Raw genomic sequence first — 23443 nt, 5'->3', positions numbered from 1 at the left:
GCTATGGGTGCGGCGCGGTGGGGTCTGCGGAGCGGGGACATACGGGGCTGGGACGCGCTGATCGCGGTGGTCATCGCCGTTGTTCAGCTGGGCGGCGGGACGGCGGCCAACGCGCACCAGGACGTGCTGCGCGACCTGGACCCGCTCGGGTACGCGCTGCTGGCGGCGGGTCCGCTGCTACTGCTCGTGCGGCGGCGATATCCCGAACCCGTGCTGTACGGGACCATCGCGGCGGCCGCGGCGTATCTGCTGCTCGGGTACGGGTACGGGCCGATCTTCCTGTCGCTGGTGGTCGCGTTCCTGACCGCGGGCGTCCGCGGATCACGATGGCGCACCTATCCGCTGGTGCTCGCCGGATACCTCGCGATGGTGTGGCCGGTGCCCGGATGGCGGGGCTACGCGAGCAACAGCTGGCAGCAGTTCGGGCTGCTGGCCTGGCTCGTCGTGCTGGTGGCGATCGCCGAGGGCATCCGGCAGCGCCGGGCCGCGCTGCTCGCGCGCCGGGAGCAGGAGGCCGAGGCGCTGCGCAACGCCGAGGCCGAACGCGCGCGCGAACTCGCCGAACAGGAGCAGCGGGCCGGCGAGGAACGCCTCGCCATCGCGCGCGAACTGCACGATGTGCTCGCGCACAGCCTGTCGCTCATCAACGTGCAGTCCTCGGTGGCGCTGGAGCTGTTCGATCGCAAGCCCGAGCAGGCGGCGACGGCGCTGGCGGCGATCAAGACGGCCAGCAAAGACGCACTCGGGGAAGTGAATTCGCTGCTGCGCTCGATTCGCGGCGGCACGGCTACGGTGTCGGCGCCGGTCACGCCGACGGTCGGCATCGGCGACCTCGAGGCGCTCACCGGGCCCGCCCGCACCGCCGGGGTGCAGGTGCGGACCATCGTGACCGGGACGGTCCGGCGGCTGCCGGCCGTGGTGGAGGTGGCCGCCGCGCGGATCGTGCAGGAGGCCCTGACCAATGTGGTGCGACACGCTCCCGGCGCGAGTGTGCTTGTGACCATTCGCTATTCGGCGGAACGCCTGTTCGTGTGCGTCGAGAACACCCCGCCCGCGCGGGCCGCGACCGAGACGAGCGGGGGCGGGCACGGCATTCGCGGGATGACCGAGCGGGCCAATGCGCTGGGCGGGCGCCTGGCGGCGGCGCCCAAACCCGACGGCGGATTTCGAGTGGAGGCGCGGCTGCCCGCACATCTGACCCAGCCCGAACCCGCGACCTAGCCGTGCCCGGCGAATCCCGCGCACACGAGCCGTGGACCGGCGGGCGCGTAGGTTCGAGGCAGCCGCCGGTCGGCGGCCCCGGCGCTCACGCCCGCCGCCGTCGGCCCGCCCGGCCCGTCCCGGATACCGAAAAGTATGCGCACCCGGAGGTTTCGTGAGTATTCGAGTCGTGATCGCGGATGATCAGGCGCTGGTGCGCGCCGGTTTCGCGGCGCTGCTGAACGCGCAGGACGGCATAGAGGTCGTGGGCGAGGCCGAGAACGGCGACCAGGCGGTGCGCCGGGTCCGCGAGCTCGCGCCCGAGGTGGTGCTCATGGACATCCGCATGCCGGTGCTGGACGGGCTGGCCGCGACCCGCGCCATCGCCGCCGACCCGGACCTGGCCGGGGTGCGGGTGATAGTGCTGACCACCTTCGAACTCGACGAGTACGTCTTCGAGGCCATGCGCGCGGGGGCCACCGGATTCCTGGTCAAACACACCGAACCCGCCGATCTCGTGAAGGCAGTGCGCGTGGTCGCCGGCGGTGACGCGCTGCTGTCCCCCAGCGTGACCCGCCGCCTGGTCGCCGAGTTCGCCACCCACGCCAAGCCCGCGCCGGCCACCACGGCCCTGTCCGTCCTCACCGACCGCGAACGCGAGGTCATGGCCCTGGTCGCCGAGGGCCTCACCAACGCCGAGATCGCCGGCCGCCTGTTCATGAGCCCCGCGACCGCCCGCACCCACGTCAGCCGGATCCTGGTGAAACTCGGCGCGCGCGACCGCACCCAACTGGTCGTGATCGCCTACGAGTCCGGCATGGTGCGTCCCGGCTGGCAGTGACGCCGCGGCGTGCGGCCCACCGGAGCCACTCCCAACTGCTGGCGGCATCGAAACCGTCCGCGCCACAGTCCAACCCGCTCCGCCGATCCCAGGTGGTCGGCGTCGGAGAACCGACTCCCTCACCACGGGCCTCGTCGCCGCCCGTTTCCACCGAACACCGCACCCGCGACGCTCATCGGAACGCGAAAAAGCCCCCGCACCCGAAGGTGTGGGGGCTTTCTCGTGGAACTCTTACTCGCCCGAGGCCGCGGGAGCCGCGGGGGTGTCACCGGCGGCGGCGACCGCCACCGGCTCCTCCGGAGCGTCCTTCTTGGTCAGCTTGGCGCGGGCGGAGAAGGTGAACTTCGCCTTGTCGCCCTGGCCTTCGCCGTCCCAGCCCTCGACGTCGACCTTCACGATCTGACCGGCGCCCAGCTCGCCGAAGAGGATCTTCTCCGACAGCTGGTCCTCGATCTCACGCTGAATGGTGCGACGCAGCGGGCGCGCGCCGAGCACCGGGTCGAAGCCGCGCTTGGCGAGCAGGCTCTTGGCCTGTTCGGTCAGCTCGATCTCCATGTCCTTGTTCTTCAGCTGCTTGGCGACGCGGCCGATCATCAGGTCGACCATCTGGATGATCTGGTCCTGGGTCAGCTGGTGGAACACGATCACGTCGTCGATGCGGTTGAGGAACTCGGGGCGGAAGTGCTTCTTCAGCTCGTCGTTGACCTTGAGCTTCATGCGCTCGTAGTTCGAGCCCTCGGCGTTGCTCTGGGCGAAGCCGAGGCCGACCGCCTTCGAGATGTCCGAGGTGCCGAGGTTCGAGGTGAAGATCAGCACGGTGTTCTTGAAGTCGACCGTGCGACCCTGACCGTCGGTCAGGCGGCCATCCTCGAGGACCTGCAACAGGGTGTTGTAGATCTCCTGGTGGGCCTTCTCGATCTCGTCGAACAGCACGACCGAGAACGGCTTGCGGCGCACCTTCTCGGTGAGCTGGCCGCCCTCTTCGTAGCCGACGTAGCCCGGAGGGGCACCGAACAGCCGCGACGCGGTGAAGCGGTCGTGGAACTCGCCCATGTCGATCTGGATGAGCGCGTCGTCGTCGCCGAACAGGAAGTTCGCCAGCGCCTTCGAGAGCTCGGTCTTACCGACACCGGACGGGCCGGCGAAGATGAACGAGCCCGAGGGACGCTTCGGATCCTTCAGACCGGCGCGCGTACGGCGGATCGCCTTGGAGACCGCGCGAACCGCGTCCTCCTGGCCGATGATCCGCTTGTGCAGCTCGTCCTCCATGCGGAGCAGACGGGTGGTCTCCTCCTCGGTGAGCTTGAAGACGGGGATACCGGTCCAGTTGGCCAGCACCTCCGCGATCTGCTCGTCGTCGACCTCGGCCACGACGTCCAGATCGCCCGAGCGCCACTGCTTTTCGCGCTCGGCACGCTTGGCGACGAGCTGCTTCTCCTTGTCGCGCAGGCGCGCGGCCTTCTCGAAGTCCTGCGCGTCGATCGCGCTTTCCTTCTCGCGACGGGCGTCGGCGATCTTGTCGTCGAACTCGCGCAGGTCCGGCGGCGCGGTCATCCGGCGGATGCGCATGCGCGCGCCCGCCTCGTCGATGAGGTCGATCGCCTTGTCCGGGAGGAACCGGTCGTTGATGTACCGGTCGGCCAGCGTCGCCGCCGCCACCAGCGCGGAGTCGGTGATCGAGACGCGGTGATGCGCCTCGTACCGGTCGCGCAGGCCCTTGAGGATGTTGATCGTGTGCTCGACGGTCGGCTCGCCGACCTGCACCGGCTGGAACCGGCGCTCGAGCGCGGCGTCCTTCTCGATGTACTTGCGGTACTCGTCGAGGGTGGTCGCGCCGATGGTCTGCAGCTCACCGCGCGCCAGCTTGGGCTTGAGGATCGAGGCCGCGTCGATCGCGCCCTCGGCCGCGCCCGCACCCACCAGGGTGTGCAGCTCGTCGATGAACAGGATGATGTCGCCGCGGGTGTTGATCTCCTTGAGCACCTTCTTCAGGCGCTCCTCGAAATCACCGCGGTAGCGGCTGCCCGCGACCAGGGAACCCAGGTCGAGGGTGTACAGCTGCTTGTCCTTGAGCGTCTCGGGCACCTCGCCGTTGACGATGGCCTGGGCGAGACCCTCCACGACGGCGGTCTTACCGACGCCGGGCTCACCGATCAGGACCGGGTTGTTCTTGGTACGGCGGCTCAGCACCTGCATGACCCGCTCGATTTCCTTCGAGCGGCCGATGACCGGGTCGAGCTTGCCCTCGAGGGCGGCCTGGGTCAGGTTGCGGCCGAACTGGTCGAGCACCAGCGACGTCGACGGGGTGCCCGCCTCGCTGCGCGTACCCGAACCCTCGACCGGCTCCTTGCCCTGGTAACCCGAGAGCAGCTGAATAACCTGCTGGCGCACCCGATTCAGATCGGCGCCCAGCTTCACCAGCACCTGCGCCGCCACGCCCTCACCCTCGCGGATGAGGCCGAGCAGGATGTGCTCGGTGCCGATGTAGTTGTGGCCCAGCTGCAGCGCTTCGCGCAACGACAGCTCGAGCACCTTCTTGGCACGCGGGGTGAAGGGGATGTGACCGGACGGCGCCTGCTGGCCCTGCCCGATGATCTCCTCGACCTGCGACCGCACACCCTCCAGCGAAATGCCCAGCGACTCCAGCGACTTCGCCGCGACGCCCTCACCCTCGTGGATCAGGCCAAGCAGGATGTGCTCGGTGCCGATGTAGTTGTGGTTGAGCATCCGGGCCTCTTCTTGGGCCAGGACAACGACCCGCCGCGCGCGGTCGGTGAACCTCTCGAACATCGCTCCCTCACTTCCTGCTCCGCTTGCTACGGCATCCGGCGCTTCAGACCCTGTGCTGCCCTTCTGGTCGCCAGCCTGCCATGAAGCCCTGGGGTTGCATCCCCCGCCTCCACTCTAGTTGGCGGGGGTCACGCACGTCGTCCGTCCACCCTATTGCGAACCGGCGACAGTACGTCTCATTCCCTCATAACGGAGCTGTAGCCGGGATCGTTTCCACCCCGGCTACGCCCACAGCTGAATTTTCCGCACCCACGCCGTGACGGTGGTGTTTATCCGGTGAAGGGCGGGATGAACCTGCACTCGACCGGGCGCGGGTGGGCGGGGTCCAGGGCGTTCAGGACGTAGGTGGCCGCTCGCGAACTGCCCGCGATCGCCAGGTGATCGGAGAAATCGGTCGGGCAGCCGTCCTGGACGACGATGTTGGTGGCGTTCGAGCCGGGGATCAGCCCGGCCGTGTGCGGGAACGCGATCTCGTCGTAAACAGTGGCGATATTGGTATACGTGATCTCCGGCGCATAGACCCCGTCGGCGTTCAGGGCCGCCATGAAGGCCGAACCGGCGGTGAGCTGCGGGATGCTGGGCATGGGGAAATTCACGGTGTCGAGATCGATGCCGAGCCGCTGGGCCGTCTCGCGGATCACCGCCATCGAGTCGCCGCCGACGCCGACCCAGGGTCCGGCGATCGAGACGAACTTGTCCACCCGGGCCGCGCCGCCGAGCCGCTTGACCATGTACTGGCCGACGATGCTGCCCTGCGAGTGACTGACGAAATCCACCTTGGCCGCGCCCGTGGCCGCGAGCACGCGGTCCACGAAAGCCGCGACCTGGGCGGCGCTTTCGGGGATGGGGCGCATCCCGCCCATGGCCGAGAGCGGCCACGGGACGTCGGCGCTGCCGTAGGTGAGGGCGAAGACGCAGTAGCCCTCGTTGGCCAGCAGCGGGGCGTACGCGCCCCAGTTGGTCTGGGCGCCGCCCGCGGTGCCGTGCAGCAGCACAACCGGATTCGGGTGCGCGGCGGTGGGCACGCAGGAGAAGTCATTCGCACCCGGCAGCGAACCGCCCGGGTTGGACAGCTCGAACGGAATGCCCGCGAAGAAGTTGAAATCGACGCGGTAGTCGGCGTGCGCGACGCCGCCCGCCCCCGACCACAGCATGGCCAGTACCGCGGTGATCAGCAGTGATACGGGGGTCCGGCGGACCGCCCGACCCCGTAATGGACGACCCGGCATCACCGGTGCTCGGCGCTGCGGCGCACGACGCATGGTCCCTCCCAAAGTAGAACGCGTTCCATGAAGTTAATGGGAGTTCGCTTGCGGTGAGGGACTTACCGACGGGTAGTTTCTGTAACTTGTTCTTCCGAATGGAAACAGCGGCCGGAACCCGCCGCGGCAGTGGGCCGCGCACGGGTTCCGGCCGCCGCCGGAGTCGATGGAGTCAGGACCAGCCGGGCGCCGAACCGTGCGGGGCGCCCTCGCGCGGCGTCGCGATCGGGGCCGAGAAGCCACCGGGCACCTGCGGGAAGGCCGGGGCCGCGCCCTGCTCGGCCGCGGCGGCCGGCAGCGCCGCGTGCTCGGCGCGGCCGTGCTGCAGACCCGCGACGAACAGCGCGCCCAGCAGCACCAGGAAGGCCAGGGTGTGCAGCACCGCGCGCACGGTGTTCCAACGCACCCAATCGGATTCGAACTGCGCGCGCACCGCGGCCAGATCCGGGATGGCGTTCACCTCACCCGCGGCGGCCAACTGGTCGTTGAGCGGGACGTTCAGCCCGGACGTCACCCCGAACGCGATCACGTTGAGCACCAGCGCCACCACGATCCAGATCAGGGTGGTCCGCACATCCCCGCCCAGGTGCAGGGCCGCGGCCAGCACCGAGAACCCGACGGTGCCCATGAACGCGACCATGAACCACGGATTGATGATGACCACGTTGATCTTCTGCATGACGTCGACGAGGGTCCGATCGTCAGCGCGGTTCAGCGCCGGCATCACCGAGATCACATACCCGTAGAAGAGTCCCGCGATCAGACCGGTCGACAGGGTGGCCGCCACCAGGGCCGCGATCCGAAGTCCGAACATCTCTTACTCCTGACTGAAAAACCGTCACCCGCGAAAACACCGGGTGCTCAACGACTTCTAGTCAACACCGCGACGGACCCCGCATTCCATCGCCGAGACGCTCGCCGACATCCGCGGTCGTCTCACGCGCCCGGACGACGCCGAGAGGGAATCACAGATCGCGTTCGGAGATTATTCCGCTCTGGAGTGCGAGGTTCGCCAGGCGCACGCGTTTGGCGTTCTGCGGCAGATCCTCCACGCCGAACTTGGCGAACAGGGCGCGCAGGTGGGTCTTGATCGCGTCCACGCTCAGGAACAGCTCCGCGGCGATCTGCTGGTTGGAGGCGGGCGAGGCGAAGCCGTCGTTGCCGCGCAGCGGGCGGCACAGGGCGATCAAGACCGAACGCTGCGTCTCGGTGAGCGAGCGCAGCGTGGGCAGGCCACCGGTGGAGGTCTGCGTGATGTCGCCCGCGGCGCCGGAGAAATCGTGGAAGGTCACCCGCGAGGTCCCCATGCGGATCACGTCGCCGGGCTGCAGCCGGTGCCGGCCGACCAGGCGGGCGCCGTTGACGAAGGTCCCGTTGCGCGAGAGCCCGTCGTCGACGATGGTCCAGTGCGCGCTGAGGTATTCGGCGGTGGCGTGCAGGCGCGAGACCTCCACGTCCCAGGACAGCGAGAGATCGGCCTGCGGGGAGCGGCCGATCGTGATGCGGGGCTGGTCAGGGGTCAGCATCAACTCGTGTTGACGGCCCTCGTGATCCTTGACCCGCAGGAACGAACCGTGGAATGCGGTCACTGCGCCGATACCTCGTCTCTACTTCCAGCCAGTGACATCGTCCACACAGGTTCAATGGTGCCGTGCCGCCTCGGCCCGAGCAAGATCGCACCCGGGATATGGGCAGAACATACCCTACCGAGTTATGCGCAAAGCGTATGAATAAACCACTGCCGCCCGGGCTCGCACGAATCACCCGAGCGGCAGTCGCAAAGACAACTAGTTCTTCGACGCGGCCTTGTTGTAAGCCTCCGTGATGTCCGCGGAGATACGGCCGCGAGCCGACACCTTGTGTCCATTCCGGCGCGCCCATTCACGAATCGCCGCGCTTTGTTCGCGATCGATCGAGACCCGGCTCTTCGGACCCGTGGCCGCGGCGGCCGCGACCTTGGTGCGACGGCGGCCGCTCACGCGACGCGCGTTGGAAACCCAGACTTCCAAACCGTCCCGCAGCTTGGCCGCATTTGCCGTCGACAGGTCGATCTCGTACGAGACGCCATCGATAGCGAACTCGATGGTCTCGTCCGCGATGGACTCACCGTCGACATCGTCGATCAGGCTAACGGTGACCTTCTTTGCCATGAGATGAACGTCCTCTCGAAATCGTGCGACCCGCATAGTTAGGCCGATTACCCAGAGCCAGAATACCGCTGAATTCGATAGTCCCAGAACGGGCACCGACAATGCAATCCAGCGAACTCAACGAGCAGCCGGACGCACAATTGGAAAGAGTATCGTTTCTCGGATTCCCAAGCCAGTCAGGGCCATCAGCAACCGATCGATTCCCATACCGGTTCCGGTCGTCGGCGGCATACCATGCTCCATCGCCGCCAAGAAGTCCTCGTCCAAGCGCATGGCCTCGTCATCGCCCGCGGCCGCCAAACGCGCCTGATCCTCGAAGCGTTCCCGCTGGATCACCGGATCCACGAGTTCGGAATATCCGGTGGCGAGTTCGAAGCCGCGCACGTACAGGTCCCACTTCTCGGTAACCCCGGGCTTGCTCCGGTGCTGCCGGGTCAGCGGTGAGGTCTCCACCGGGAAGTCGCGAACGAAAGTCGGCGCGTACAGCTTGTCGCCGTACACGTGCTCCCACAGTTCCTCGACCAGTTTCCCGTGACCGTAGCCCTTGTCCTGCGGAATTTCCAGACCTACGCGTTCGGCGAGCTCCAGCAATTCCGCCACCGACGTTTCCGGCGTGACCTCGACGCCGATCGACTCGGACAGCGACGGGTACATCTCGACCGTCGTCCACTCCCCCGACAGATCGTATTCGGTGCCATCGGCGAGGGTGACCACCAGCGTTCCGTAGACCGCCTGCGCTACTTCCTGGATCAATTCACGCATCATCTTCGCGGAATCGTCGTAGGTGCCGTAGGCCTCGTAGGTTTCCAGCATTGCGAACTCCGGGGAATGCGTGGAGTCGGCGCCCTCGTTGCGGAAGTTCCGGTTGATCTCGAAGACCTTCTCGATACCGCCGACCACGCAGCGCTTGAGGAACAGTTCCGGCGCGATGCGCAGGAACAGCTCCAGATCGAGCGCGTTCGAGTGGGTGACGAACGGGCGGGCCGCCGCACCGCCGTGGATGGTCTGCAGCATCGGGGTCTCGACCTCGAGGAATCCCCTGCGCTCCAACGCATCTCGCAGCGCGCGAACCGCGGCGACGCGGGTGCGGGCCATCTCGCGGGCCTCCGGGCGCACGATGAGGTCCACGTAGCGCTGACGCACCCGGGACTCCTCGTTCATCTCCTTGTGCGCCACCGGCAGCGGGCGCAGCGACTTGGCCGCCATCTCCCACGCGTCGGCCATGACGCTCAATTCGCCGGTGCGAGAGGAGATCACCTCACCGTGCACGAAGACGAAATCGCCCAGGTCCACGTCGGCCTTCCAGGCTGCCAGCGACTCCGCGCCGACCCCGTTCAGGCTGATCATGGCCTGCAGCTTGGTGCCGTCGCCCTCCTGCAGGGTGGCGAAGCAGAGCTTGCCGGTGTTGCGCAGGAAGATGACCCGGCCCGCGACGCCGGCGATCAGGCCGGTCTGGGTGTCGGGGGCCAAATCCGGGTAGGCGGCACGGATTTCGGCGAGGCCGTGGGTGCGCTCGACGACCACCGGGTAGGCCTCGCGCCCCTCGGCCAGCAAACGCTCCCGCTTCTCTCGGCGAATCCGCATCTGCTCCGGGACGTCCTGCTCCACGACAGGGGCTGCGGCAGCCTTCTGACCAGCGGCGGACTTGGTTTCAGCGGAAGAAGAGGAAGTGGGGGTGCTCACGGATGTCTAGCCTAGCTGCCGCGTCCACCCGAATACTCAGCGCCCGGTCGAGAGCGGTGACGCCCCCGCGTTCGCGAATAATCGCCGCCTGCCCGCGGCTCTACCCGGGTCCGCGCGGGGCCGGACGTCCGGTGCGTCGCACGCCGGCCGCCCCGCCCGCGACAACGTCGCTCGAGCACCGCACCGCAAATTGTCGGCAATACTCATCGAGCGCCGATTACGCGCACCATCGACTCGGAAAAGAAAATTCCCCGAGCCATGACAAGGGTCGCCGCCGCGCCGCGAAAACAGGCCGGCGGCGCGACCGCGGCCCCGGCGTCAGAGCCAGGCGAGCGTGGCGACCTCGCGCTGGAAATGCGGGGCTGTGGTCGCGGCCACCGTCAGCAGACCGGCGGCCTTGAGCGCCTGGTAGCCGCCGACCAGGTCGGTGGCGCGGCGCAGGCCCAGCTGCTGCAGCGAGGACGCCGCCAGGCTCGAGGTGTAACCCTCGGAGCAGGCGATGATCCACTCCACGTCGTGGTCGGTGGCCAGGGCCAGGCGGGCGCTGCTGGACGGGTCGAGCCGCCACTCCAGCACATTGCGCTCGATCACCAGCGCACCCGGCAGGGTGCCCTCGCGCAGGCGCTGGGCCTGCGGGCGGATATCCACCAGAATCGCGCCGCGGGCCAGGGCCTGCGGCAGTTCGATCGGGTAGAGGCGGCTCAGGCCCGCGCGGGCCTGGGCGAGCATGCCGTCGATCGTCAAGTGGGTCATTCGAGTTCGCCTTCGGGCTGGTCGGTGAGAACGGAACGGGTGCGCCGCAGGGTGCCGTGACCGGTGACCTCGTAATAGGACATGGCCGTCAGCGGCGGCGAGTAGGCGTGCACGCTCAGGGTGGGATCCAGCGGACCGGCGACGCCGGCGGCCGCGTCGGGGGCACGCACGACGTCGTGCACCCAGCCCAGCGGGAAGGAGGCCTGGTCACCGGCCACGAGGGTCCGGGGCCGCAATTCCTTACCGTTCCAACGGTATTCGGACAGCGCGCCGGACAGCACGGTGAGCGCACCCAGCGAGCCGGCGTGATCGTGGAGTTCGGTGTACTGATCCGCCACCCAGCTGATCAACCAGACATCCACCTCGTCGTCCGCGTGCAGCCGGACGGCCCAGCGCTTCTCGGCCGGCCAGAGGCCGTCGGCGGGGAGCAGGTGATCGTAGCGGCCGAGCAGTACGTCCTCGGCGCCCTCGTCGGTCAGGCGCAGCAGATCCGCCGGGCGCAACCGGGTGGGCAGGGCGGAGGCGGTGGCCCGCTCGGTGATCTCGGCGGGCAGCGGCTCGGACACGGTCGCACGGGCGGACCTGGTCGCGGCCTGGGAAAGGGAAAGAACAGAAGATCGCATGAGCGAAACTCCAAAGAGTGTGTTTACGGTCGAGGGCTAAAACGCGGCCTCGACAAAATCGAGGCAATCAGCCTCGACAACACTCCTGGGCGCTCACACGGTTGGACACGAGGGCGAGCTTAGCAAACGCCGCGGGCGAAGCAACAGAGCCCGCCCGGATCGACTAGGTCACAAACCGGCTGGTCTGGCATCCGCGATGGCCGGTGTCGCGGGCGACGACCCGCGAACCGCCGTTCACCTCGGGGTGCGGCGCTGCTGATTGCGCTCGTACACCAGCCGCAGCCCGTCCAGGGTCAGATGCGGCTCGTGATGGTCGATGGTCTCCGATTCCGGGACGATCAGCGGGGCCGAGGCGCCGGTCGCGACCACGGCCACCGAACTGCCGGCGAACGCGTCGAATTCATCGCGAATACGGTCGATGAGACCGTCCACCAGACCGGCGAAACCGAAAATGGCGCCGGACTGCATACATTCCATGCTGTTCTTGCCGACCACCGAGCGCGGGCGCGCCAATTCCGCGCGGCGCAGGGCGCTGCGCTCGACCAGGGCCTCGGTGGATATCTCCACGCCCGGGGCGATGATGCCGCCCAGGAACTCGCCCTTCGCCGAGACCAGGTCCACACAGATCGCGGTGCCGAAATCGACCACGATGGACGGGTTCTGGAAGCGGTGATAGGCGGCCAGACAGTTCACGATCCGGTCCGCGCCGACCTCCTTGGGATTGTCGACCAGCAGCGGAATCCCGGTGCGCACACCGGGTTCCACCACCACGTGCGGCACATGACCCCAGTAGCGGTTCAGCATCTCGCGCAGTTCGCGCAGCACCGGCGGCACGGTCGACAGCGCCGCGACGCCCACCACCTGCTCGGCATCGGCGCCGATGAGCCCGCGCACCTGCAGCGCGAACTCATCCGCGGTCAGCAGCGGATTGGTGTGCATTCGCCAGTGCCGCACCAGTTTCGCGTGTTCGCCGCTGCCGGAGAACAGACCCAGCTCGATACTGGTATTGCGGACATCGATGGTCAGCAGCATCGCTGATCCTTCCTTCGCATGAACGGAGCGCCCGCGCGGTCACGCTCCGCTACCGCCCTGGCGAACCGGCCGGAGGAGACCGGTCCGCGACCCGCTCAGTGCGCGAACGTCAGCGAGCGCGGGGAGATCAGGTCCGAGCCCTCGGGCGCGTGCGCCGGATCCGAGCCCAGCTCGACCTGGCGATTGCGATCGTCGACGAAGACCACGCGCGGGGCGTAGCTCTTCAGCTCCTCGGCGTCCATCATCGCGTAGGCGATGAGGATCACGAGATCGCCCGGATTCACCAGATGCGCTGCGGCGCCGTTGATTCCGATGACACCCGAACCCCGCTCCCCCGCGATGATGTAGGTCTCGAGGCGGGCGCCGTTGGTGATGTCGACGATGCAGACCTGCTCGCCCTCGAGCAGATCGGCGGCGTCGAGCAGATCCTGATCGACCGTCACCGAACCCACGTAGTGCAGGTCCGCGTGCGTCACCGTCGCGCGGTGGATCTTCGACTTCATCATGGTGCGCAACATCGTCGTCGCCTCCTTAAACGGTTGCCCGGTCGGACAGGTGGGGTGTGGTCGGATTGCCGTCGATCGGGGTACCGAGGCTGATGGGCAGGTTGTCGAGCAGGCGGGTGCCGCCGACGCGGGCCGCGACGAGCAGCCGCGCGTTGCCGCTGGGCTGCACCGCGCCGAGATCGGAGCCGCGCAGCGCGAGGTAGTCGACCTCGATGCCCGGCACGGTGTCGAGCACTGCCTGCGCCGCGGCCAGCACCGCGTCCGCGCCCAGGCCCGAACTGTGCCGGCCGGCGGCCAGGGCGGCCGAGAGCGTCGTCGCGAGTTCGCGCTGCTCGGCATCGAGGAAGCGATTGCGCGAGGACAGCGCCAGGCCGTCCGGCTCGCGCACGGTCGGCACCGCGACGATCTTCAGATCGAAGTTCAGGTCCCGCACCATCTGCCGAATGAGCGCCAGCTGCTGATAGTCCTTCTCGCCGAAGAACGCCTGGTGCGGGCGGCAGATCTGGAACAGCTTGGCCACCACGGTCAGCATGCCCGCGAAATGCCCGGGGCGGACGGCGCCTTCGAGCTCGTCGCCGATCGGGCCGGGGTGCACGGTGGTGCGCGGGCCGTCCGGGTACATCTGCGCGGCGCTCGGGGCGAAGACCAGTTCCACACCCTCGGCGCGCAGCAGCTCCACGTCGGCGTCCAGCGTGCGCGGGTATTTGTCCAGATCCTCGCCCGCCCCGAACTGCAGGGGGTTCACGAAGATCGACACGATGACGACCTGATTGGTCCGCTTCGCCTGCCGCACCAGCTCGAGGTGACCCTCGTGCAGCGCGCCCATGGTCGGGACGAGCGCGACCGTCCGGCCGACCTGACGCAACGCCTTGGCAACCGCGGTCACGGTGGCCGGCTCGTGCAGCACGGTCAGCTCACCCCGCTTGTAGGTGCCACGCAGTTTCGGGTCCATCAGCGGTTTCCTTCTTTCGGCAGATCGGATCCGAGCAGCTCCAGCAGCGCGGGGTTGGTGGCGGCCCGCTCGGCCGTACGCAGGGACATCGCGCGATATCCGGCCGCGAGGCGCGGGTCGACCGACTCCACGGCCGTCAGGTGCGCGGCCACCGCGGCCACGTCACCGCGCGCCACCGGACCGGTAAGCGCGGCCTGACCCCGGCGCAAAGCGTTGTCGAGCGCGGCCGAGGCCAACGGCGCCAGCACCCGTTCGGCAAGTCCGTTGGGGTTCTCGTCCACGGCCTGCTGACCCAGCAGACCCGGGCCGGAGAGGGCCGCCCGCAGCGCGGCCACCGCGTCGACGATGAGCGTCACCAGGTGATTACTGCCGTGCGCCAGGGCCGCGTGATAGAGCGTGCGATTCTCCTCGGCCACCCGCACCGGCTCGCCGCCCATCTCGATGACCAGCGATTGCGCGATGGCGTAACCGATCTCGTCACCGGCCGTCACGCCGAAGCAGGCGTTGGCCAGGCGGGCGACATCCTCGTCGTGGCCGGTGAAGGTCATGGCGGGATGGATCGCCAGCGGCAGCGCGCCCAGTTCGGTGAGCGGGGCCAGGATTCCGATGCCGTTCGCGCCGGAGGTGTGCGCGACGATCGCGCCGGGCCGCACGGCCTTCGCCGCCGCCAAACCCGCCACCAGCCCGGCCAATTCGCTGTCCGGGACCGCCAGGATCAGCAGTTCGCTGCGCGCCGCGATCTCGGCGGCGGGCAGCACCCGCGAATCCGGCAGCCGCGTGGCGGCCCGCCGTAGCGAGGCGTCCGAAATCGCGGACACCCCGAAAACCACGTGGCCGGCACGTTCGAGTGCCACACCCAGAGCGGAGCCGACGCGTCCCGCCGAGACGATTCCCACCGTCAGTCGTGCAGGCGCAAGATCGGTTCCACAGACATCCTCGTCCGAGGTCACCCTTGTCCTCTCGAAGTTCGTTCCAGTCCCGCTCCCGCGGGTACCAGACGTTACGGCCCGAGAATATCGGCCCCGATTCCGCGGGGCCACCGACTGTGGGATGTCTTACAGGTCGCCCTCGGATCGCAGGTTCGCCATGATCTCGGCCACCGACAACCGCCGGCCCGACTCGGGATCGGTGTCCTCGTCCGACCGGCGGCGGCGCCGGGCACTGGCGGTGCCCATGGGCGGGGCCGTCGTCGGTTCGGGCGTCAGGCGCGGGGTCGTGGGTTCGGGGGTCGCGGCCGGCGGGTTCGGTTCGGCATCCGCGCCGAAAGGCTTGTCCGCGAAGGACTTGTCCATGGGCTGCGGGCCCGCGGCGGCCAGGGCCGCCTCGACCTGCTCGGCCTCGAGCGCCTCGGCGGCCAGCCGCGCCTGCGCGGCGCGCTCGGCCTCCGCGCTCTTGGCCTCGACGGCGGCGACCGCGGCGGCGGCCGCCGCGGCGACCCCGGAGGACCGCGTCGTGCCGAAGGTCATGTCCTGCTCGAACTCGTTCATGTCGTCGTCGAGGTCGTTCAGATCCACCGGCACATCGAAGAAGCGCGGCTGCTCGCCCGGCTTGGACTTCATCGCGGCGGCCATGATGCGGTCGATGTCGAGCTGATCGACGCTCTCGGTGACGATGGAGGTCTCCGCGGTCACCGGGTCGTCGTAGGGGCTGGCGAAGGCCGGGGGCTCGGGGTGATCTTCGTGGAAGATCGGGGTGACCAGGCTGCGGGGATCGGGCTCGGCGGGCTCGGGCGGCTCCGGCTGGGACCACGGGTCCCAGGAGTCGGTGTTCTGCCAGTTACCGTTCGCCGCCGCGGCACGCGAATCGGCGCCGCTGCTGGGCAATTCCTGCACCCGGACCGCATCCGCCCGCAGGGCGACGCGCTCGGGCGGCAGTTCGCCGTCGAAGAGGCGCTGCAGGCTCTCGCGCAGAACCGCCAGTTCACCGCGCAGAGCGGCCATCTCCTCGGCGTCCGCGCCGACCTCTTTGCGGACCCGGGACTCGACGCCGAGCTCGTATTCGCGGCGGGCGGCAACCTCACGCTCGAGCTGGAGGTGGTAGACCTTCTGCAGGTCACCCACTTTCGCCTTGTCCACCGCCGATTCCCTGCGATAACGGGTCGCGGCGAGGGCTCCGATGGCGGCCGCCCAGAGCGCCGCGACCAGGCCGACCCGGACCATATGGACGTTGTCGCTGAAGACCAGGAAAACACTGGCAACCAGTCCGAGGAGGAGAAGCACGCCGGTGAAGAATTTTCCCGCGTCGACCCGCCGACGACGGGAAGCAGTGCTACGGGAGGGTGAAACCATGTCAGCCAGCGTAGCGGGTAGCACCGACTCCGGGTCCAACCTTGTGGATGATCATTGTCAATAAGTTAGCTATGAAGTAGCGGCTTCATCGGGCGGATCGATCGGCGCCCGGCAGCAATATTCCAGCCACAGCGCCGCGCCCACCAGCGCCAGCCCGGCCAGCAGCCCGACCACCGCGCCCGGGGTGTCCGAGGCGGCCGCGCGCAGCTCCGCGCGCTCGGGCAGCAGCCAGATCAAAAAGCCCAGCCAGATACCGCCCACCAACGAACCCACCTGCACCGACGCCTTGGCCAGCGCCACCGCCCGCGCCACCGTGATCGGATGCAGCTGCCGCCCGCCCGAACCGATCCCCCGGTTCTCCATGCGCGAGCGAATCACGAAGGCCAGCACCAGTTCCAGCACCGCCACCGGCAGCAGCGAGGCGCCGGAGAACACCGAGATCGGCGGGAAGCTGGAGTACGCGACATTGGTGACCACCCAGGCCACCACCGCCGCCAACAGCAGATTCGCGCACAGATCCAGAACGCGGGTCGGCCTCACCGCATCGGCTCCCAGCCGAGTGGGTTCGGCTCCCAGCCGAGTGACAGTTCCGTCCGCCGCACGCCTCGCACCTCGTCCGCGCTCAAGTCGGCCAGCAGCTCGACGATGGGTCGCGGCGCGCCCGCGACCACCTCGAGGGTCGCCTCCGGCTCGACCTCCGCCCACGGCGTCAACACGAAAGCGCGGTTGTGCGCCTGCGGATGCGGCAGGGTGAGGGTGGGATCGGCACTGCGGCACACCATTTCGCCCGCGCCCCGCGACCGCGCGGCCCAGACGATGTCCACATCGAGAGTCCGTGCGCCCCAGCGCACCTCGCGCACGCGGTCGGCGGCCCGCTCCAATTCCTGGCCCAGGCGCAGCCAATCGCTCGGCTCCAGCTCCGGATCCCGCGCCACCAGCACGGCGTTCAGGTAATCCTGTTGCGGCACACCGCCCCACGGCGGCGTCGAATACACCGAGGAGACCGCGACCAACCGCGGGCCCAGGGCCCGCACGACCCCGCGCAGATGCGCGAGCCGGTCACCGAGATTCGAACCGATGGACAGCACTACCCGGCTCATGGCTACTCCGCCGATTCGCGACGGCGCGCGGTGACCACGCGCACGTCGGAGAACGAGTGCGGAATCGGCGCGGCGGGCTTGTGCAGCACCACCTCCACCGCGGCGATCCGCGGATCCGCCATCACCTCGTCGGCCAGTTCGGCGGCCACGGTCTCGATGAGATCGCGCGGGGCGCCGCCGACCACGCGCACGGCGAGGTCGGCGAGCTCGCCGTAGTGGACGGTGTCGGCGATGTCGTCGGACTTCGCGGCGGCGGTGAAATCGGTCCACAGCGTGAGGTCCACGACGAACTCCTGGCCGTCGCGCTTCTCGAAATCGAAGACGCCGTGATGACCGAACACGCGCAACCCGCGCAGTTCGATCCGATCGGTGCTCAAGCTCGTTCCCCCCAGGTCCAACGGTTCGCCGGCGCGTCACCGACGCGCCGGGCGGCGGTGCGCCACGCGTCGTTCACCGCGATGGCATCGAGCGAAGCGCGTACATCGTGCACGCGTACACCCCACGCGCCGTGCTCGGCGGCCAGCGCCGAAATGCTGGCGGTGGCGACCTCCCGGCCGTCGGGCGGGCGCGGGGTATCCCCGGTGGCCAGCAGCGCGCCCAGGAATCGCTTGCGCGAAGCCCCGACCAGCACCGGCAACCCGGTGGCCACGAATCGTGGTAGCGCGCCCAGCAATTCCCAGTTGTGGTCCGCGTTCTTGGCGAAACCCAGCCCCGGATCCAGCACGAGCCGCGCCGGATCCACCCCGGCGGCGACCGCCAGATCGACCTGCGTGCGCAATTCGGCGAGCACTTCCCCGACCACCGACGCATAGGTGTCGGCGGCACCGGTGTGCCGGTAGTCCGCGGCCGCGCGCCAGTGCATGAGAATCCACGGGACACCGGCCGCGGCAACGACTTTCGCCATGTTCGCGTCGGCCCGGCCGCCGGAGACGTCGTTCACGACCACCGCGCCGGCCGCGAGCGCGGCCTCGGCCACCCCGGCGCGCATGGTGTCCACACTGGTCGGCACGCCGAGCGCGACCAGTTCGCGGATGACCGGGACGACCCGCTCGGCCTCGGTCGCCGGATCGACGCGGGTCGCGCCGGGCCGGGTCGACTCCCCGCCGACGTCGACGATGTCCGCGCCCTGTTCGTACAGCCGCAGCCCGTGCGCCACGGCCGCGTCCACATCCAGATAACGCCCGCCGTCGGAGAACGAGTCGACGGTGACGTTGACGATGCCCATCACCACGCAGGAACGCCCCGCGCGCGGGGCGATCCCGATGGCGCTCGCGGCGCGCGCCGAACCACCGAAACCGGTGGCCGTTCGCGCGCTGATCTCGGTGCCGCGCCCGCTTTCACCGGTCGCCGATTCGCCGAGCCCGGGCACTCCGCCGGGGGTGGCTCGCCCACTGCGGTCGCCATCGGCGGCGGGAATTCGTGCGCCGAGTTCGGTCCCGGCGGAAGACACTTCGCCGAATCCGGTAACCGCGGCAGTGGATCCGGCGGGCGGCTCGCCGCCGAAAGTGTCGGCGGGGCCGATTGATTCGGCGTCGCACCGGTTGCCGGAGGTCACCGCGCCGGCAGGTGCGGCCGGCGCGCGCCCCTCGGCCGCCTCGCGGTGCGCTCCCTCGTTCGCGTCCCCCGCGTCATCCGGTCCGGGACCGAGGTGGGCGGTGAACGCGTCGGAGGTGGCCATCGGACTCACTTGCGGAGAATGAGGTCCAGGGCCTCGGAGCGCGAGGCCGCGTTGGTCTGCAGCAGGCCGCGCACCGCCGAGGTGGTGGTGCTCGCGCCGGGCTTGCGGATACCGCGCATGGCCATGCACAGGTGCTCGGCCTCGACCACGACGATCGCGCCGCGCGGCTCCAGCTTGCGCATGACGGCGTCGGCGATCTGACTGGTGAGGCGCTCCTGCACCTGCGGGCGCTTGGCGTACAGATCGACCAGGCGAGCCAGCTTGGACAGTCCGGTCACCCGGCCGTGCGCGCCGGGGATGTAACCGACGTGCGCGACACCGTGGAAGGACACCAGGTGGTGCTCACAGGTGGAGTACATCGGAATGTCGCGGACCAGCACCAGTTCCTGATGCCCCTCGTCGAACGTGGTGTTGAGCACCGCGTCCGGCTCGGTGTAGAGCCCGGCGAACATCTCCCGGTAGGCCCGCGCCACGCGGGCGGGGGTATCGGCGAGTCCGGGACGATCCGGGTTCTCCCCGACCGCGATCAGCAACTCGCGTACGGCGGCCTCGGCGCGCGCCTGGTCGAACGGCCGACCGGTGTCGAGCGCGATCGGGCCGGAGACGACGCTGTTGTTGGTCGTCAATCGACACCTCCTGTGTTGAGCTGCCGCACCCGGCGGGGTGCGGCGGGGGCGCGGCTTTCGCCGACGGCTGATATTTCCAGGTCGGCCCAACCTCCGCGGGCTGCGAACCATTCCCGCGTGCCGTGCGGGAGCGCACCACGCGTCACCGCGATGCGCCGCGTCGGACGGGTGCGCGCCACGCCGAAGCGGGTGATGCGCCCGACCGCGCGCCGCACGTCCGCCCGTCGAGTGAACTCACCCTCCGGGCCGGGCCCGAACCTGCCGGGCCACGAACCCCATGAGCGTATCCGGGCCGCTGTCAGCGGCGGCCGTTCGGTCCGTCCCACTCACCGTTGCCCTCCTCGGCGGGCGCCGAGGGTTGCTGGCCGGTGTGCTGATCCGGCTGCGGGTAGCCCTGCGGAGCGGGCTGCTGGCGGCCGTGCTCCGGCTGCTGCCCGTACTGCGGCTGCCCGTAGTCGGGCTGCTGACCCGGCTGGTAGCGCTGATTGCCCGCGGGCGCCCAGCCGCCGTACGCCGGACGGGCCGGCGGCTGCTGCGGATCCTCCTGGGGCGGCCAGCCCGGGGCGGACCAACCGGCCGGGGCGCCGTAGTCCGGCCGCGAGCCGTGCGTGCCGCCGTGCCGCGGGTAGGCGGGCTGCGGTGCCGGGTACCCGGCGGGGGCCGGGTAGCCGTACTGCGGCTGCGGCTGGCCGGGCTGGCCGTACGCCGGATCCGGGTAGCCGTTGCCGGCGGGCGGGATCACGTGCACGGGCTCCTCCGGGAACGGCTCGCCACGTTCGGCGGCCAGTTCGCGCGGGGTCTTCACCGGCGGGCGATCCGACGGGACGCGCCCGCCGAAATCGTTGAAAGCCGTGATGCGCGGGCGCTTTTCGACGGTGCCGAGCACTTCCTCGAGATCCTTGCGGTGCAGGGTCTCGCGTTCGAGCAGGGCGGTGGCGAGGGCGTCGAGCTCGTCGCGGTACTCGTTGAGCACCGACCACGCCTCGGTGTGCGCGGCCTCGATGAGGTTGCGCACCTCCTCGTCGATCTCGCGGGCGACCTCGTGCGAGTAGTCCGAGCCGTTGCCCATGGACCGGCCCAGGAACGGGTCGCCCTGCTCCTGCCCGTAGCGCACCGCGCCGAGGCGGGCGCTCATGCCGTACTCGGTGACCATGGCGCGCGCGGTCTTGGTGGCCTGGTCGATATCGGAGGACGCGCCCGTGGTCGGCTCGTGGAACACCAGTTCCTCGGCGGCGCGGCCGCCCATGGCGAACACCAGGCGCGCGATCATCTCCGAGCGCGTCATCAGGCCCTTGTCGTCCTCGGGCACGGTCATGGCGTGCCCGCCGGTGCGGCCGCGGGCCAGGATGGTGACCTTGTAGACGGGCTCGATGTCGGGCATCGCCCACGCGGCCAGGGTGTGCCCGGCCTCGTGGTAGGCGGTGATCTTCTTCTCGTGCTCGCTGATGATGCGGGACTTGCGGCGCGGGCCGCCGATCACGCGATCGACCGATTCCTCGAGCGAGGCGCCGGTGATGAGCGTGCCCTTCTCGCGGGCGGTCAGCAGCGCGGCCTCGTTGATGACGTTCGCCAGGTCCGCGCCGGACATGCCGACCGTGCGCTTGGCGAGGCCGTCGAGATCGGCGTCGGGAGCGATGGGCTTGCCCGCGGCGTGCACGCGCAGGATCGCCCGCCGGCCCGCGAGATCCGGGTTGCCGACCGGGATCTGGCGGTCGAAGCGGCCCGGGCGCAGCAGCGCCGGGTCCAGGATGTCGGGGCGGTTGGTCGCGGCGATGATGATGACGTTGGTGCGTTCGCCGAAGCCGTCCATCTCCACCAGGAGCTGGTTCAGCGTCTGCTCGCGTTCGTCGTGACCGCCGCCGAGGCCGGCGCCGCGCTGGCGGCCGACCGCGTCGATCTCGTCGACGAAGATGATGCAGGGGCTGTTCTGCTTGGCCTGATCGAACATGTCGCGCACGCGGGACGCGCCCACGCCGACGAACATCTCGACGAAGTCCGAACCCGAGATCGTGAAGAACGGGACCCCGGCCTCACCCGCGACCGCGCGGGCCAGCAGGGTCTTACCGGTACCGGGCGGGCCGTAGAGCAGCACGCCCTTGGGGATCTTCGCGCCCAGCGCGGTGTACCGCGACGGGTTCTGCAGGAAGTCCTTGATCTCGTACAGCTCTTCGACGGCCTCGTCCGCGCCGGCGACATCGGCGAAGGTGGTCTTGGGCATGTCCTTGGACAGCTGCTTGGCCTTGGATTTGCCGAAGCCCATCATGCCGCCGCGCCCGCCGCCCTGCATGCGGGACATGACGAAGATGAACAGGCCCAGCAGAATCACCATGGGCAGCATGAAGAGCAGGATCTGACTCAGCCAGGAATCCTGCTTGACCGAGGTGTTGACCTTCGCGCCGGAATCCTGCGCGGCCTTGAAGATGGTCGCGGAGTTCTCGCCACCGCCGGGGTACTTGGCGATGATCTTCTTGTCGCCGCCGGTGGCATCATTGCCGTTCTTGAGCGTGATGCGCAGCGCCTGCTCTTTATCGTCGATCTGAACCGAGTCGACGTTGTCCTTGTTCTGCAGTTGGGAGAGCGCCACCGACGTGTCGACGCTCTTCCAGCCGCGCGTGTTGTCACTGAAGTAGCTGACCAGATAGATCACGAGCAGGAAGCCCGCGACTATGGCCAGGTTGCGGAACACAAGCTTGCGGTTCATAGAGCGTAGGCCGGCGGCCAGTCCTTTCCGGGGGGTGTATCCGGTTTGCCTGCGATGCGTTCGTGGCGCGCCCGTTCCAGGGAACGGATGCGGACATGCCACGTTACCGCGTACGGTCTAGTCGTTACATCGCGCAGTTCGGCAGCTAGTGCAGTTCGAAACGTAAACGGCTGGAGAACGCGGGTGGTTCCCCGACCATCTGCGGCAACACATCGGGTCGATCACCCCCTGGTGTCGGACCGAGTGGTCACAATCATGGCATGGTCGTCCTATCGTGAGCGACGACACAACAGAGCGCAGGGGGTATGGACATAGTCGAGCTACGGACACCCACAGCGATAGTGCGGCACGGCAACGGGCGACTGACGGTGCTGCGCCCCGGAACCGACGGCGAGCGCGTCCTCGACGTCCCGATCGGCGAACTCCTCAAGGTGCGGTTGAACCGGCGCGCCGACGACGCGGTCGTCATCGAGATCTACCTCCGCTACCCCACCCCGGTCCTGACCGGCGTCCCGGCCGACCGGACGCCCCTGCCGGTGCTCATCGCCGAACACGATGTGCCGCCCGCCACCGTCATCGTCGAACGCATCAACAATCAGATCCTGGCCACCCAGCGCCTGGACGTGGCAGCCCCCGATCTGAGCCCGCCCACTCCCTCCTGGGGCCGCACCGGTCCCGTCCGCGCCGATGTGGATCGCGCGGTGCGCCGCATGGCGCCCAAGCGCGACACCAAGTCCGCGGTGGCCGCCCTGCACCGCTACGTCACCCCCGACGAATACGTGCTGGAGACGGCCGTGGTCACCGGCCGCCCGCCCGCCGCGAAAGGCGCTGGGCTGCTTGCGGTCACGACCACCCGCATGATCTTCATATCCACCGGCGCGACCCGGAAGTTCGCGCACGAACTACCCGTGGCGTGCCTGTTGTGGGCGCGCAGCACCGATGATTCGGGAAGTCCCGGCGAATACGGCGTCGAGGTCAACGACGGTAATCAGACCTGGTATTTCACCGGCACGGATCGCGCGGACACCGAGCGCATCACCGGCGCGCTGAATTTCGCGGTGCAGCGTGAATCCGCCGACGGGGCGGCCGGTCCCGCCGATCCCGGCGTCTCCAAGCTGTACTCCGAATGGGAATTGCTGGTGGAGCGCCATTCGCTCGGAATGGTCGACGACGCGCAATTCCAGCGTTACGGGCGTGGAATTCTGCGCTCGCTGCCGGACTGAGTTCCCGCGCGCCGACCCCGGGGGCATGCGGCCCC

22 protein-coding genes are annotated in these 23443 nt (G+C 69.0%); 3 read left to right on the top strand and 19 right to left on the bottom strand.

The window, feature by feature from the left end:
- Positions 1–3 precede the first annotated feature (3 nt).
- Positions 4–1221 carry a sensor histidine kinase gene (locus ACWIGI_RS24460; protein ID WP_454204757.1) on the top strand — a complete coding sequence of 406 codons (1218 nt, stop codon included), beginning with the start codon at positions 4–6 and terminating at the stop codon, positions 1219–1221.
- 154 nt (positions 1222–1375) lie between these two features.
- Entirely contained in the window at positions 1376–2041 is a 666-nt protein-coding gene (locus ACWIGI_RS24455) for a response regulator (protein WP_454204756.1), read from the top strand.
- Between the two features lie 231 nt (positions 2042–2272).
- Here the strand turns inward: ACWIGI_RS24455 and ACWIGI_RS24450 are convergent, their stop codons facing one another.
- The 19 genes from ACWIGI_RS24450 to ftsH all read right to left on the bottom strand — a co-directional run bounded on the left by ACWIGI_RS24450 (position 2273) and on the right by ftsH (position 22185).
- Entirely contained in the window at positions 2273–4831 is a 2559-nt protein-coding gene (locus ACWIGI_RS24450; protein WP_454204755.1) for an ATP-dependent Clp protease ATP-binding subunit, read from the bottom strand.
- Between the two features lie 269 nt (positions 4832–5100).
- Positions 5101–5985, bottom strand: coding sequence for an esterase/lipase family protein (locus tag ACWIGI_RS24445; protein ID WP_454204835.1), 885 nt, complete (start codon positions 5983–5985; stop codon positions 5101–5103).
- Between the two features lie 280 nt (positions 5986–6265).
- The gene (locus ACWIGI_RS24440; RefSeq protein WP_454204754.1) at positions 6266–6907 is read right to left on the bottom strand and encodes an anthrone oxygenase family protein; all 642 of its coding nucleotides are present in this window, start codon (positions 6905–6907) and stop codon (positions 6266–6268) included.
- Positions 6908–7058: 151 nt separating this feature from the next.
- The gene (locus ACWIGI_RS24435) at positions 7059–7682 is read right to left on the bottom strand and encodes an FHA domain-containing protein (protein WP_454204753.1); all 624 of its coding nucleotides are present in this window, start codon (positions 7680–7682) and stop codon (positions 7059–7061) included.
- A gap of 198 nt (positions 7683–7880) precedes the next feature.
- Positions 7881–8243, bottom strand: coding sequence for a histone-like nucleoid-structuring protein Lsr2 (locus tag ACWIGI_RS24430; protein ID WP_354988234.1), 363 nt, complete (start codon positions 8241–8243; stop codon positions 7881–7883).
- Positions 8244–8360: 117 nt separating this feature from the next.
- On the bottom strand, positions 8361–9827 hold the full coding sequence (lysS, locus tag ACWIGI_RS24425; RefSeq protein ID WP_454204834.1) for a lysine--tRNA ligase: 1467 nt from the start codon (positions 9825–9827) through the stop codon (positions 8361–8363).
- A 417-nt stretch (positions 9828–10244) separates the two neighbouring features.
- A complete protein-coding gene (locus tag ACWIGI_RS24420; RefSeq protein ID WP_454204752.1) occupies positions 10245–10679 on the bottom strand; it encodes a rhodanese-like domain-containing protein in 435 nt (144 codons plus the stop codon).
- Positions 10676–11302: a cysteine dioxygenase gene (locus ACWIGI_RS24415; RefSeq protein ID WP_454204751.1), complete on the bottom strand. Its 627-nt coding sequence runs from the start codon at positions 11300–11302 to the stop codon at positions 10676–10678. Before ACWIGI_RS24415 ends, ACWIGI_RS24420 begins: the two co-directional genes overlap by 4 nt.
- Positions 11303–11536: 234 nt before the next feature.
- Positions 11537–12334, bottom strand: a complete 798-nt coding sequence (locus ACWIGI_RS24410) for a type III pantothenate kinase (protein ID WP_454204750.1) — start codon at positions 12332–12334, stop codon at positions 11537–11539.
- A 95-nt stretch (positions 12335–12429) separates the two neighbouring features.
- On the bottom strand, positions 12430–12852 hold the full coding sequence (panD, locus tag ACWIGI_RS24405) for an aspartate 1-decarboxylase (protein ID WP_354988238.1): 423 nt from the start codon (positions 12850–12852) through the stop codon (positions 12430–12432).
- Positions 12853–12865: 13 nt separating this feature from the next.
- Positions 12866–13792, bottom strand: coding sequence for a pantoate--beta-alanine ligase (gene panC / locus ACWIGI_RS24400; protein ID WP_454204749.1), 927 nt, complete (start codon positions 13790–13792; stop codon positions 12866–12868).
- The gene (locus ACWIGI_RS24395) at positions 13792–14742 is read right to left on the bottom strand and encodes a Rossmann-like and DUF2520 domain-containing protein (RefSeq protein WP_454204748.1); all 951 of its coding nucleotides are present in this window, start codon (positions 14740–14742) and stop codon (positions 13792–13794) included. Before ACWIGI_RS24395 ends, panC begins: the two co-directional genes overlap by 1 nt.
- Before the next feature lie 105 nt (positions 14743–14847).
- A complete protein-coding gene (locus ACWIGI_RS24390) occupies positions 14848–16011 on the bottom strand; it encodes a DUF6779 domain-containing protein (RefSeq protein WP_454204747.1) in 1164 nt (387 codons plus the stop codon).
- Positions 16012–16149: 138 nt separating this feature from the next.
- On the bottom strand, positions 16150–16620 hold the full coding sequence (locus ACWIGI_RS24385) for a DUF3180 domain-containing protein (RefSeq protein ID WP_454204746.1): 471 nt from the start codon (positions 16618–16620) through the stop codon (positions 16150–16152).
- A complete protein-coding gene (gene folK, locus ACWIGI_RS24380) occupies positions 16617–17180 on the bottom strand; it encodes a 2-amino-4-hydroxy-6-hydroxymethyldihydropteridine diphosphokinase (protein WP_454204745.1) in 564 nt (187 codons plus the stop codon). Before folK ends, ACWIGI_RS24385 begins: the two co-directional genes overlap by 4 nt.
- A gap of 2 nt (positions 17181–17182) precedes the next feature.
- Positions 17183–17557, bottom strand: coding sequence for a dihydroneopterin aldolase (folB, locus tag ACWIGI_RS24375; RefSeq protein ID WP_454204744.1), 375 nt, complete (start codon positions 17555–17557; stop codon positions 17183–17185).
- A complete protein-coding gene (folP, locus tag ACWIGI_RS24370; RefSeq protein WP_454204833.1) occupies positions 17554–18405 on the bottom strand; it encodes a dihydropteroate synthase in 852 nt (283 codons plus the stop codon). The genes folB and folP overlap by 4 nt, the downstream gene beginning before the upstream one ends.
- Before the next feature lie 458 nt (positions 18406–18863).
- Positions 18864–19484 (bottom strand): GTP cyclohydrolase I FolE, encoded by a 621-nt coding sequence (gene folE / locus ACWIGI_RS24365; protein WP_454204743.1) that lies wholly within the window; start codon positions 19482–19484, stop codon positions 18864–18866.
- Between the two features lie 298 nt (positions 19485–19782).
- On the bottom strand, positions 19783–22185 hold the full coding sequence (ftsH, locus tag ACWIGI_RS24360; protein WP_454204742.1) for an ATP-dependent zinc metalloprotease FtsH: 2403 nt from the start codon (positions 22183–22185) through the stop codon (positions 19783–19785).
- Between the two features lie 305 nt (positions 22186–22490).
- Here ftsH and ACWIGI_RS24355 point away from each other — a divergent pair, with 305 nt between their 5' ends.
- Positions 22491–23408, top strand: a complete 918-nt coding sequence (locus tag ACWIGI_RS24355; RefSeq protein ID WP_454204741.1) for a hypothetical protein — start codon at positions 22491–22493, stop codon at positions 23406–23408.
- The last annotated feature ends 35 nt before the right edge of the window (positions 23409–23443 follow it).

The organism is Nocardia sp. NPDC055321 (assembly GCF_053645575.1).
Note: the sequence above shows the minus strand (reverse complement) of the source record. Positions and strands in the feature narration are given on the sequence as shown.